Origin of the sequence: Hallella sp. (assembly GCF_037460745.1) — a bacterium.
GTDB lineage: Bacteria > Bacteroidota > Bacteroidia > Bacteroidales > Bacteroidaceae > Prevotella > Prevotella faecis.
Genome location: NZ_JAXVAE010000175.1, coordinates 1 through 12319, shown reverse-complemented (window position 1 = coordinate 12319; position 12319 = coordinate 1). Strand labels below are relative to the sequence as shown.

General features: G+C 55.4%; 8 protein-coding genes and 1 pseudogene. 3 read left to right on the top strand and 6 right to left on the bottom strand.

The annotated features are described in order from the left end of the window. The 3 genes from WKK33_RS11530 to WKK33_RS11520 all read right to left on the bottom strand — a co-directional run. Nucleotides 1-551, bottom strand: a 551-nt coding sequence (locus WKK33_RS11530) for an AAA family ATPase (protein WP_337933996.1), incomplete at its 3' end; no start/stop codon positions are given. Between the two features lie 290 nt (nucleotides 552-841). After that, nucleotides 842-2464: a hypothetical protein gene (locus WKK33_RS11525; protein WP_337933994.1), complete on the bottom strand. Its 1623-nt coding sequence runs from the start codon at nucleotides 2462-2464 to the stop codon at nucleotides 842-844. 41 nt (nucleotides 2465-2505) lie between these two features. Further along, the gene (locus WKK33_RS11520; RefSeq protein ID WP_337933993.1) at nucleotides 2506-4395 is read right to left on the bottom strand and encodes a hypothetical protein; all 1890 of its coding nucleotides are present in this window, start codon (nucleotides 4393-4395) and stop codon (nucleotides 2506-2508) included. Nucleotides 4396-4748: 353 nt separating this feature from the next. On the opposite strand from WKK33_RS11520, the gene WKK33_RS11515 reads away from it, so the two are divergent. The 3 genes from WKK33_RS11515 to WKK33_RS11505 all read left to right on the top strand — a co-directional run bounded on the left by WKK33_RS11515 (nucleotide 4749) and on the right by WKK33_RS11505 (nucleotide 8245). Further along, nucleotides 4749-5225, top strand: coding sequence for a T9SS type A sorting domain-containing protein (locus tag WKK33_RS11515; RefSeq protein WP_337569995.1), 477 nt, complete (start codon nucleotides 4749-4751; stop codon nucleotides 5223-5225). Nucleotides 5226-5325: 100 nt separating this feature from the next. Next, nucleotides 5326-6795, top strand: coding sequence for a hypothetical protein (locus WKK33_RS11510; RefSeq protein ID WP_337933992.1), 1470 nt, complete (start codon nucleotides 5326-5328; stop codon nucleotides 6793-6795). A gap of 22 nt (nucleotides 6796-6817) precedes the next feature. Beyond that, entirely contained in the window at nucleotides 6818-8245 is a 1428-nt protein-coding gene (locus WKK33_RS11505) for a hypothetical protein (RefSeq protein WP_337933990.1), read from the top strand. A 162-nt stretch (nucleotides 8246-8407) separates the two neighbouring features. Here the strand turns inward: WKK33_RS11505 and WKK33_RS11500 are convergent, their stop codons facing one another. From WKK33_RS11500 to WKK33_RS11490, 3 genes and pseudogenes are all read right to left on the bottom strand, one after another. Then, a complete protein-coding gene (locus WKK33_RS11500; RefSeq protein ID WP_337933998.1) occupies nucleotides 8408-9436 on the bottom strand; it encodes a putative sulfate exporter family transporter in 1029 nt (342 codons plus the stop codon). Nucleotides 9437-9731: 295 nt separating this feature from the next. Further along, on the bottom strand, nucleotides 9732-10712 hold the full coding sequence (locus tag WKK33_RS11495) for an ROK family protein (protein ID WP_337933988.1): 981 nt from the start codon (nucleotides 10710-10712) through the stop codon (nucleotides 9732-9734). Nucleotides 10713-11086: 374 nt separating this feature from the next. Further along, nucleotides 11087-11293: pseudogene (locus WKK33_RS11490) on the bottom strand (hypothetical protein); the annotation flags it as partial. Between the last annotated feature and the right edge of the window lie 1026 nt (nucleotides 11294-12319).

The window sequence follows — 12319 nt, the reverse complement described above, 5'->3', positions numbered from 1 at the left end:
CGGATCACATCGGCGCGCATGGGCGACAATTCCCAATGGTCGGTGAGGTGAACGTTGTGGTATTCAAGGTATTCGCCGAACGAGAACGGATGAATCTCCTTGGCGAGATACCTGCCACCCAGTGTAGAACTGATTTCGCGGCTCAACATGTGGGCGTTGCTTCCGGTGATGAGCACGCGGTATTTCTCGTCGGCCAAGCGACGTGCAAAATGTTCCCATCCACTCACGTTCTGTATCTCATCCAAGAAGATGATGGGCTTGTGATCGTAAAGTTCCCGGTAAGCCTCAAGGATGAGATGGAGATCCTCCTTCTGCATGTCGGCGATGCGCTCGTCCTCAAAGTTCACAAACAAGATTTCTTCTGCCAAATGGCCTTCACGCAGCCGTTGTTGGATGTATTGGTAAAGCATGTACGACTTACCGGCACGGCGCATGCCCACCAACACATAGTTGATGTTGGGCTCCAACACGATGGGGCGTGTTTGCAGTTGTATCTTGCTGACAAACTCTTGTTGGCTGAGAATGATGTGTTTGATGACGTTCTTATCCATGGCCTTTTTTTATTGATGTTGAATCGTGTCCGATGCAAAAATAACAAATATTCTTCTATAACCGACATGTTTTGGCCTAAATATGTCTTCCATAGCCGACATCTTTTGCAGAAAACATGTCTTCCATAGCCGACATGCCGCTCATGCTTGTGCGTGGTGGTGATGTTTCGTGACTGTATGTGTCGGTAGGGACGTAACGCCAAAGGCGCGCCAAGAGTCGTGGACCGACCCTTGGCGCGCCTGCTATTGGGGCACGTTGGCACGTTGTGGCCAACATGGACCGTGATGCGTTACTTCACCACCACCTTGCTGGTGCGAACGGTGCCGTCGCTACCTACGCTCTTCTTGATGAACACGCCGTGGGCGGGAGCGGCCACTGCGCGACCGCTGAGGTCGTAATAGGTGGGAGCCTGGACCTCGCCCGAGACGTGGGCGTTGCGAATGTCCGACGTTACCGAACCGTCGCTCCACACGATGTCGCTGCAAAGGCGCACGTCGCCATCCTGATAGACACCCATCACGCCTACACGCTCGAAGCCCGAGTCGTAGATGGCCACGCGGTGCTGCGATCCGTAGGTCTGGAAGGCATAGTTGGCATCGGCGAAGTCGACGGGCACATCGGTCATCTCCTCCGATATTCCAGTGTACTGGTCGGGATAGAACGTCACGAGCTCATCGTCGAAGAAGAGGTTGAAATACACATGGCTCTGGTCCATGAAACTGTTCTTCACGTTGTTGCGCGGCAGGTCGAAGATAATACATCCCTCACCGCTCGACGCCTCCTGGTACTGCAGGATGGTGGGGTTGCTGGGCGCGGCGATGACACCGTCCCAGGCCTCAAACTCCGGCTGCATCACAACCTGCATCTCCATGGCGATGTTGCGGTAGCCATAGTTGCTCAGGAATCCATAGGGGCAATTGTTCACCTTCTTGGTCTTGGCGTCGTATTTGAAGGTCACCTTTTTGAGCTGTTGGTAAACGGTCTCGTAGGTGCTCTCGTCGTAGTAAACGTTGAACGGGATGTTGAAACGATACTGGTGCTTGTTCTTGTCGAGGCCCATGTACTGAGCGCCGGTGAACGACAGCTTGTTGCCGTTGATGACGCCATGGATCCAAGCCTCCGGCACCTGCGGGTCGATGTTGTTGGCATAGAAGTCGTTGCCCTCGATCACCACCTTCGAGATGCGCTGAGTGGTGGTGCGCTCCGAGGGATGGAAGGTGAAGATAAACTTCTCGGCCTTCGACGGATCGGCGGGACCGTCGTTGACAAACGGGTTGGGAGCCGTCTCGCTGATGAGGTCGCCCAGGCCGTTCCAGTCGCCCTTCTCGCTGACCATGCCGAGCAACGCGTTGGTGTCGGCCTTGATGAGCGAGTCGTTGCGCCACACGAACTTCATGTCCTGCGAGCTCTCGTCGTAGACGTATTGGTTCTCGCCGTTCACCTTTTGGAACTTCAGGCGTGCGGCATAATAGTTCACGGTTTGGTCGTCGCCCACCTCGTGCACCATGATCTGCTGCGGCAGTTTGAACACGATGGTGTCGCCTTCGCCCTTCTCGCCCTTGATCCACGAGTCGGTGTACTGGAAGGTGATGGGGCTGTTCATGTAGTAGCAGCCGTCGTCGCCCACCACGAAGTCGCGGGCACGGCCATCCATCTTGTCCTCGTAGATCATTCCCCACATGGAGATGAATCCCTTGGCGTAGCCGTACATGTCCTTATAGAGCTTGCCTGCGGGCTGCTTCGTGATCATCTCGGGCACGTTCTCGATGACCTTGGCCATCTTGGCGGGCGCGGCCACCTTGGCGAGTTTCAGCGTCGTCTTTTGCTGGGTGGGTGTCTGTGCGGGTGTTTGTGCGAACGTAGCTGCCGAGAACGAGAGGGCGGCAGCGAGCATGAGTGTTGTTTTTTTCATAATGCTCAGTTGTTATGTTGTTTGTTTTCTGTGTTCCTTGTTCACTTGATGATGACCTTGCGCGTGGTTCCGTCGGCGGCCTTCACGATGTTGAGGCCCTTCTGTGGAGCGCTGAGCTGGCGGCCGCTGATGTCGTACACGGCCTCCGTCTGGAAGTTCTTGTCGGCGTTCACGCCCTGGATGGCTGTGGCCTGTCCGGTCGACACGCTCTTGGCGGCGTTCACCACGGTGCCGTCGCTGTAGTCGATGAGCAACGCCACGACGCGCAGTTTGTTCACGTCCTGTATGATCTTCTTGCCGCCCGTGTTGCGAACCTGGTTGAGGTCGAACGTCACCGGCATCACATACTCGTGTCCCTCCTCCACGTCGGTGGGCAGATACTGGTTGTTGTTCAGCAGGCGTGAGGTGGCCACCACCACGTCGTCGAACGTCAGTCCGCTAACATACTCTTGGCCTTCGATGAACTGCTGGAACTCGGGCTCGGGGTAGTCGCGTCCCTGGCGACCGTTGAAGAAGTAGTTGTGTTGGCGCCAATCGTCGGTGGTTCCGGTTAAGCCGTCGGCCACGAGCACATACTCCACACCGTAGCGCGAGTTCTTGATCTCCAAGGGGAACACCACCTTGGCGGTGGCAGTCACGGCGTTCTTGGCCTCGTTGAGCAAAGCGCTCACCTCGATGTCGGCCTCAGCGGGCATGGCGCAAGCGGCTTTCCACACATTATCGATGAGCATCTTGTGGGAGGCCGACTGGAAACCGCCGTAGGGGTCCATCTGATAGGTGCGGTCGAGCCATGCGGCAGGGAATCCCGAGATGTTGCTGGGATAGTCTTGGCCCGCCATCACCTCCATAGGATCGAGTTTGGAGGCGTTCTCCGAGTTGTGGTACGACAAGGCGATGAAATCGTCGGGGTAGAGGCGGTTCATGGCAGCCAGCGCCACGTATCCACGGGGGCAGAAGCCGCACCATGTGCCCGTGTACTCCTCAAACACCGAGCGGTGCTTAGGCAGTTTGTCGAAGATGCTCACCTGGGTCTCCACATCCACATCGGCCTCGTTGTTCTCTTGGCCGTTCACCTTGGTGATGGTGAGGTTGATGGGATAATAGTCCTTTCGGTCTACCACCGGCAGCTTCACCTCGAACGAGGCCATCTTGCCATACACCGGCTCCACGGCGGTCGGGAACTTGTAGGTTCCGGTGCATACCATTCCATCGTAATAGAACGAGTATTCGAGGCTCTTCAGACCTGTTGCGCCATGGTTTTCGGCGTAGAACGTAAGCGTGTTGCTCACGCCCGTGGCACCGAAGTAGGTGGTGTTGCCAGCCAAGGGCGTGGCGGCGTAGAGCGGAGCGCCGTCGAGCTCCACCTGCATGGTTGAGCTACACTGGTCGCTCATGTCCTTCCAGTTGCGGTAGCTGCGTGTGGTGTGCACAAAGAGTCCGCCCTCGTGCAGCTCGGTGGTGATGTTCACCGGTCGCTTGTTGGTGGAGGTGAGCGAGTCCATGTCGAACGAATAGCCCACATACACACCCTCCTCGGTGATGGTGTAAGGCTCGGCGAGGTTCACGGTGACCCATTCGCCCGTGATGTCGGCGTTGACCGATAGGATGTCGGGCACGTTGGTCTTCTTGCCGTTGATGGTCTTCAGGGTAAGCTCCTTCGAGAGCCACACACGCAGGTTGGAGAGGTGGTCGGCGTTTTCCATGGGCACGCGGATGGCCGCAATCTTCATTCCCACGAAGTTGGGGTCTTTGATGCGCATGGCCACATCGTAGTTTTGCATAATGGCATTGCCCACGTTGCCGAGGTTGCCCGTTATGCCTTGGCCCGTGTCGTGGCTAAAAATAAGCCGGTCTTGTGCCATAGCGCTGGTGGTTAGCAGACACAGTGCGAGTGTCGCCATAAACTTGGTCAGGTAGTTTTTTAATTGCATATTGTATGTTTTTATTGATTTATAACGCTTGCAGAGGGTGTGCTGTGCGCGGTAACATTATGTCAGACGTCATGGGTGTTGCGCTGTCCTTTTGTCGTTTATAATGCCATGCGTCTTACTTCAAAGGCCAAAATTAAGGAATATTTAGGGTTTATGCAAATAAATTATGGATTAAATGCATATCATTTGCAAATAATATAAGGTGTTAAGGGTGCAAAAGGCGCTTTTTGTTACGAAATGAAGAAAAACCGAACGAAAAAACAAAGATAAGTAACCAAAAGTTTGTTTTACATGATAGTTTTTGTTAATTTTGTGTAACGAAAACATTAATTATCACTTAACGAGAAGCAGATATGAAGAAAAAGTACCTCTTATCAACGTTGTTGTTTTTCGCCACGAGCCTGACCGCCGTGGCGGGCGACACCAAAGTCAACGTGCTTTACCTCGACGGCCAGAGTCATGTGGTGGCCATGTCGCAGGTAGCCAAACTCGAAGTGTCGGGTCCTGATGTGAAACTCGTGGGCCAGGATGGCACCGTCGTGGCCACGCATAAGATAGCCGACATCGACAAGATCGACCTGAGCGGCACCGCCGCGGGCATCGGAAAGGTGAAGGAAGGCACTGCCATCACCCTTCGTTCCAATGGTTACACGCTCACGGCCGAAGGCATGACCGACGGCAAGGCCCTGGAGCTCTACAGCGCCTCGGGCAAGTTGGTGGGCAAGACGGTGGCGCGCGGTGGCAAGGCCACGCTCAACGCAGCCTCCCTGGCCTCCGGTGTGTATGTGGTGAAGGCGCAGGGCCAGTCGCTCAAGATGGTGAAGCGCTAAGTGCGCGCCCATTTGGATTTATCCCACAATAGCTTAGGTATCCCATTTATTATATAAGGTGGCCGCACCGACGGTCATCGCAACACAAAAGAAAAACAACATGAGAAAAATATTATTCCTTCTGGTCCTGCTGGTTGGCGCCCTTGTGCCCGCCGTGGCCCAGACGGCAACGCCCGACAGTGTGTTCGTCGTGAGAAACGGACGCATCTTCTCCGCCTACGAGGTGGGTAAGGATGTGGACAACATCACCTTCGCCAAGAAACAAGTGGCCCCCGATAACAGTGTGGTGGTCGATGGCGAGACAATCGAGATGAAGTCGTCGCTCGTCATGCAGCAAGATGGTATGATGTACGCCATCTTGTCGGCCGACGAGGGCCTGACCACGATGGACGAAATCTTTGCCTCCTCGGCTTACCTGATGGTGGTGATGACGCCCGACCTGCTGGGCGAGGACCTCGACTTCGAGTCGTTTGCCGACCAACATCCCGATAGCTACTTCCAGGTTACGTATGTCGACGCGAAGAAGATGGAAGAGGACGACAGCTACGAACCCGTGGAAATCACCTCCGACGATTGGGCCGACTATTACGCCAACGGTTCGCTCGCCATGGACATCGCCGACAAGAACCTGACGCTGAACCTCGCCGTCACGCCTAACGACGGCGTGTCCAACATCGCTGTGAACTACAACGGCACCTTCACCTCGCCGGTCAGCGATCCCTACTACTTCAACGTCGACGACACGCAGAGCAAGACGCGCGCCGTGTTTGCCCAGAAGGAGGCCGACGGTGTCACATTCTACATCACGTCGGGCAACATCGACAAGGCCAGCGACCTTGCGAACTGCCATTACTACGCTCGCCTCTTTGTGCCCAACAGCGCCATGGACGGCAACGACATCGACCTCCAGGGCAACACGCAGTATGAGCTTGAGCTGCACGACCAAGTGACCGACGTCAACAATCCGCAGACCTTCTTCGCCGCCAGCGGCAAGGCCGCCGATGCCACAGGCTACGTGTCGGTGCTCGACCGTGGCGACGGCAGCTACACGCTCGTCGCCGATGTGGAAAACCTTGGCCAGCAGAGCGAGAAGCGCAGCCTGCAGTTCTACTATAAGGGCACGCCGATGGAGTACGACCTCACCATCCCGAGCCAGTATGCCGTAGGCGAGGGCGCACCCGTCGACCTGAAGTCGGCCGCTTACACTGTCGACGACGCCACGGGCCTCTACACCATCTACCTCTCGTCGAAGGCCAATGTCACCACGCTTGAGGGCATGGCCAACGCTGATGTGGTGATTACCGTTCCCAACGATTTCGTCAACGACGACAAGACCCACGGCTTCTCGGGCGACGAGACCAATGCGCTCATGTCGGTGAGCTACGGTGGCGACAAGTATTGCCAGGCCACCACAAGCACGGCCGAGACACCCATCGCGCTCGGCGGCAACGCCAAGGCCACCTTCAATGCTGGCAAGGCCAACATCGATTTCGCCGTGTTTGGCATGAAGAAGTTCGACAGCCACAGTCTGCAAGGACATTATGAGGGCAGCATCACACGTCTCAACTAATCATCAAGGAGGACACTACACCATGAAAAAATACATCTATTCAGCAATGATCATTGCCGCGGCGGCCATCGCCGTCCCGGCTGAGGCCCAGCAGCGGGTGAATCTCAACAAGGGCGACCAGAACGTGGAGAGCGTGAAGTTGGGAGAGGGCGACTACATCGCCTTCGGACGCCCCGCGGGAGTGGGCAACCAGCGCCTGGCCGAAATCCTCGACGCCAGCGCCACCAAGAACAGCGTGACCTACACCATCCTCACCAAGGGCGACGGACAAATGGCCGCCCACATGGTGGTGAACAAGTGGTATCTCGAGGCTTTCATGCGCGAATACATGAACTCCGATCTCTACAACTGCACCGAGGAGGAGCTCTTCAACGCCTTCTCCACCTTGCTCATGGCGGGTTATGGCAGCGGCATGATTGGCGAACAGACCTACAACCTGACCAATGGCGAGAAAAACGTGGCGGGCTCCACGCAGTATATCCTGGGCGGCCAGGACTATTACATTGTTACCTGCGACCTCGTTCAGAAAGGCGAAGGCTATGCGCTGGGCACCGACATGTCGTATAAGGTTGTTTCCACAGCCGAACCCGATGAGAGCGACGAGTCGCTCGAGGTGACCTACGACGGTCTCGACGATGCGGGCAAGGTGACGTTCAGCGTGACGCCGGGCGACGGCATCAAGACGCTCCACATGGTGCTCGGAACGAAGAAGAGCATCGATGAGTTGCTCAACGTGAAGGGTTACGACTACATCATGGCCACCGAGGCCACCGATTTCACCGCCAGCAGTTGGAACGAGTTCCAGGCACAAGGCGAGAACAAGTGGAATGTATCGGCAGAGAACCACTACTCGTTCCTCGTGCTTGGCGTGGATGCCAATGGCGACCAGGTGAAGCGACAAATAGACGACATCTACATCAAGCCGGTGAGCAACGACAACTGTCCGAAGCTCAACACCGACAGCTTCAGCGTCGAGAATCGCGCGCTCTACGCCCATTACAGTTTCGCCTCGAAGACCTCGGCTCCTATCACCAAGGCCACCCTGCTTTTGATGAGCGAGAACGATTGGGACAATGCGCTCAACGACCTGCAGGGCACCCAGGGCTATGAGAATCCGTCGGACGCCTGGCCTGTGCTGATGGCTTCCGACAAGGCCACCGATGTGACGTCGCAGTTGCAGGACGGCACGTTCACTTACACCAAGACCTTCACCAGCGCTGAGCGCGATTGGTATGTGTTGGTGTTTGCCGTGACCGACGCCAATGGCACGTCGATCACTCGCACGGCGTTCCATTCGCAGATCGAGAACGCCGAGCCTACCACCCTGAGCCACACCTACCCCGTGGCTTCGGCTGCCAAGGCTGCCGCTGCCACGCCCGCCAAGGGCATGAAGGTGGCCAACGGCAAGGTGCGCGTCAAGGCATCGCAGTCGCTCCGCATTGTGAAATAGCCCAATCCGCCGTGTGCGGATTCCAAGGCCCGCCGTGTGCGGACGAAGTGATCCGCATGGGTGATTCTAAAATAAAAGGGAGGCAAGCACAGATGGATGTGCTTGCCTCCCTTTTTGTAGGTATGCTTGTGCGAAGTGGATGATGCTATTCTCCTGTGCCGGTTAGGCCATCCAGTAGATGTAGCCGAGGGTGATGAGGCTGATGCTGAGCCACAGCAGCACACCCTGGATGAGCGGGCGCAGACCCACGCTGCGGAGCGTATCGCGCGTGAGCGACGCGCCGATGAAGAACAGCGAGAGAGTGATGAGGTGCTTGGCCAACTTGTTCACCGCGCCACTCATCTGCCCACCCATCGTGGCGGCGGTGTCGCCCAGGAGCGAGGCGTTGCTCAGCACGTAGGTGTTGAAGACGATGGCCACCACAAACCACATGATGAAGGGCGGCACACACTGGTACCAACGCTTCGTGGGGCCGTCGGTCGAGGCGGCCAGTGTCTGGCGGAAGAAGAACGGCGTAACCAAGGCCAGCACCACAATCCACAGGGCGCGCGTCAGTTTGATGGTGGTGGCCACCTCCAAGGCGCTCACCCCCTGCTGGGCTATCAGCTCCGGGTGCATCTGGTCGTAGGCGGCGCCTGCGCCCACCACCGACGACGTGTCGTGGATGGCGATGGCCGCCCACATGCCAAACTGCTTCATCGTCATGCCCAAGGCGTCGCCAATGGTGGGGAAGATGAAGAGGGCCACGGCGTTGAGCACAAACACCACACCCAACGCCACCGACATGCTCTCGGCCTTGGCTTTCAGCACCGAGCCGACGGCGGCAATGGCCGATCCGCCACAGATGGCGGTGCCCGACGACAGTAGGTAGCTGGTTTGCGAGTCAACCCCCAGCAGCTTGCGGCCAAACAGCCAACCCAATCCCAACGTGCCAAACACGCTGACGATGGTGAACAGCATGCCCTCGGAGCCCGAGGCAAGCGCTTGGTTGACGTTCATGCCGAAGCCCAGGCCGATGACCGAGTATTGTAGGAGTTTCTTCGACATGGTCTTGTTGAACGTGGGGAACGCCTTGCCAAAGAGCAGGGCGAAGGCGAAACCGATGGCCAGGGCGATGGGCGACGACACCCATTGGGCCACCCATGCCCAGGTACCTAAGTCGACATGAAACACTTCGACCACAAAGCCCATCAACAACGACAGGCCCAACACGGCGACGATCGCTATGTAACAGAGTTCTTTCTTCTGCATCTGATAATCTTTTATTTGCTGTTTGCTTTGTTTGTTTTGCGCGGCAAAGGTACGCAAAATCCTCAGCGCATCGGCCTTTTCGCCCCATGAATATCCGCCAAAACGCAAAATAGCACCTACAACGCCTCCTTTTGCAGGCGTTGCCGATGCTATTGGTGTATGAAAGGTGGAGCGCTCAGGCACATTCTCGCCCATGGATTCTTGGGGTGCGCCTACGCTCCTGGTGTGTGGCGGGTTACAGGTCCCATCCTACGGCGCTGGCTCCGAGCACAGCGGCCGAGCTGCCATCGAGGCCGCTCAGCAGGAACTGGGCCTTGCCCTTGAAGATCTTGAGCACGTGCTCGTTGTAGCTTCTCACCAGAGGCTTCATGAGCAGGTCGCCAGCCTTGGTCAGTCCGCCGAAGAACACGAAGGCCTCAGGCGAAGAGAAAGCGGCAAAGTTGGCGCAAGCTTCACCCAGCAATTCGCCAGTGAACTCGTAGATCTCCAGGGCCAGCTTGTCGCCCTTCTGGGCGGCGATCGACACATCGAGCGATGTGATGTCCTCCGGATTCATGTCGCGCAACAGCGATGGCGTGTCGCTCTTCTCCAGGAACTCGCGTGCCGTGCGAGCCACACCTGTTGCTGAGCAGTAGGTTTCCAGGCATCCTCTACGTCCGCAACCACAGAGACGACCGTTCTCTGGGCGCACGATGACGTGGCCCAGCTCACCGGCCAGACCGTCGCTGCCGTACACCATCTGGCCGTTACAGATGATGCCCGATCCCACGCCTGTGCCGAGGGTGATCATGATGAAGTTTTTCATGCCGCGAGCCACACCGTATGTCATCTCACCGATGGCTGCTGCGTTGGCGTCGTTGGTGAGGCCCACAGGGATGCCGCCCAGACGCTCCGAGAACATCTTGGCCAATGGCACCGAGTGGTCGTGTGCCCAAGGAAGGTTGGGGGCGAAGTCGATGCTGCCCGTATAGAAGTTGCCGTTGGGTGCGCCGATACCCATCGCCTTGATCTTCTCGATGCCGCCCACCTGGTCGATGATGATGTGGAGCGCGTCGACCGATGCGTTCACATAATCCTCTTCGTTGTCGTAGGCCTTTGTCTTGATGGCTGTCGTAGCCTTGATTTCACCACGCGCGTCGACGATGCCGAACACCGAGTTGGTGCCGCCGAGGTCGAGACCAATGACGTAAGGTTTCATTGCGTTCTGTTCGTTCATGATAGTACGTAAGTGTTTAGTTAAGAGTTTAAGTTGCCGCCCTGATGATGCGATGCGGCTTGCATGTTGCAAAGATAGAGCAGCCTATCTTCTGCAAGGATAGTGCAAATCGAAGGCAGAATATCAAGCTTGCTTGAACATTATGCTGAGATGCAGCCTATCTTCTGCAAAGATAAACTATTTTTTGCAGAGTTGGAATTGCTTTGCAGTATTTTTTTTATAAACAAGTGGGAAAAGGTGTGCAAGGCGGTGGGACGGAAGGGTCGGCGTGCGTCTGTAGGACCGTGGGAGCGAAGGCGCAAGACGAATGAAGCTGCTGGACTCCAACGAAATCCGGCAGCTCCGCGATGTGTGCATATTTGTGGTGAATGGGATTTCAAACCGTGACAATTTGTCACGGTTTCATTTCCTTCTTGTTTCAGTCTTTGTTTTAACTTCCTCCAATATGCTGTAGGGTCTTTGCTTTCGGTCAACACCGCACAAACATCCACTATAGAGAAATACCATTTCTCTTCTTTGTCGTCCCATACGGAGCGTATTTTCTTTTCTTCAAATAACTGAAGGGCTTCTCTCTTTGTCATAAACAAAGTTTATAATGATTAGTTACAAAAGTACAAAATAATATTTAGACGACAATCGCCCTCTTCGATAATTTATCCGGTGCCCAGCCATTCCATGCTATTTCGGGGCCTTGGGCCATGCGGTGGGCTTTTGTCTCGGTCTAATGACCGATTGGGGAAAATAAGGTGGGGAGATTGGGGCGCGATGTGAATTTTGGCAACAATCTATATTGGAATCTACATCGTTGGCGGCGACGACGAAACGATTGGGCGGAAATGCGCGATTCTCAGCGATGTTGTGTAACCTATTGGTTGCCAAGAAGTTATCGAAAAACGGGTGGATTTTGCGCTCCTGTTTTATCTTTCCACGTTGCGAAACATGCCTAATCGAGCTTCGATACATGGTCTTTTGAGCCTCGAGACGTGGTCTTTCGAGGTGCGGTTAGGTAGGTATCGCAACTTGAAAGACGCCTAATGGTGAGCGCGCAACGCAGATGAGGGACGGTGAGTGCGGAAAAACAATGGTTCCGCTATCTGGTTCATCGAAAAACGACGCACAACTTTTGTACCAAAATATCACACAAAACGTGTTGCGCCATGCGCGGGAAGGTCAGCGTGGGGGCATCAATCAAAGCGGCACGCCACGAAGGGTGGCGATTTTCTCTGCCCTGCGGTGGATGGCGATAAATAAGCAAGCGACCTGTAAAGGGCAAAAGTATTGAAACAGGGAGAATAATATTTACTTTTGCCCTTGCAGGGCGTAGCGTGTCGCTATGGTTTACCCAGGCGATGCCCTGGGCTAAGGAGATCGTTGGGCTTTCAGCCCGCTTTGCTTGATAGGGCTAAAACTGGATCATCCGACATTTTGAGTGAAAAATAACACACGTGAGTATTTACGCTCAGACGCGGTAACAACGAATTGAACGAATTAACGAATTGATATAATCGTTTTACGATTACCAATTTGAACGAATTTAGCTAACGCAATTTGGAAAAATTCGAAAATTCGCTTTCTATGTTAAAATCCAAATATTTTGACCATTATTT

What these genes read in the sequence shown, in the direction of transcription:
- WKK33_RS11525 (WP_337933994.1), bottom strand. Translation starts at nt 2,464, where the DNA reads ATGAAAAAAACAACACTCATGCTCGCTGCCGCCCTCTCGTTCTCGGCA.
- WKK33_RS11520 (WP_337933993.1), bottom strand. Translation starts at nt 4,395, where the DNA reads ATGCAATTAAAAAACTACCTGACCAAGTTTATGGCGACACTCGCACTG.
- WKK33_RS11515 (WP_337569995.1), top strand. Translation starts at nt 4,749, where the DNA reads ATGAAGAAAAAGTACCTCTTATCAACGTTGTTGTTTTTCGCCACGAGC.
- WKK33_RS11510 (WP_337933992.1), top strand. Translation starts at nt 5,326, where the DNA reads ATGAGAAAAATATTATTCCTTCTGGTCCTGCTGGTTGGCGCCCTTGTG.
- WKK33_RS11505 (WP_337933990.1), top strand. Translation starts at nt 6,818, where the DNA reads ATGAAAAAATACATCTATTCAGCAATGATCATTGCCGCGGCGGCCATC.
- WKK33_RS11500 (WP_337933998.1), bottom strand. Translation starts at nt 9,436, where the DNA reads ATGGGCTTTGTGGTCGAAGTGTTTCATGTCGACTTAGGTACCTGGGCA.
- WKK33_RS11495 (WP_337933988.1), bottom strand. Translation starts at nt 10,712, where the DNA reads ATGAACGAACAGAACGCAATGAAACCTTACGTCATTGGTCTCGACCTC.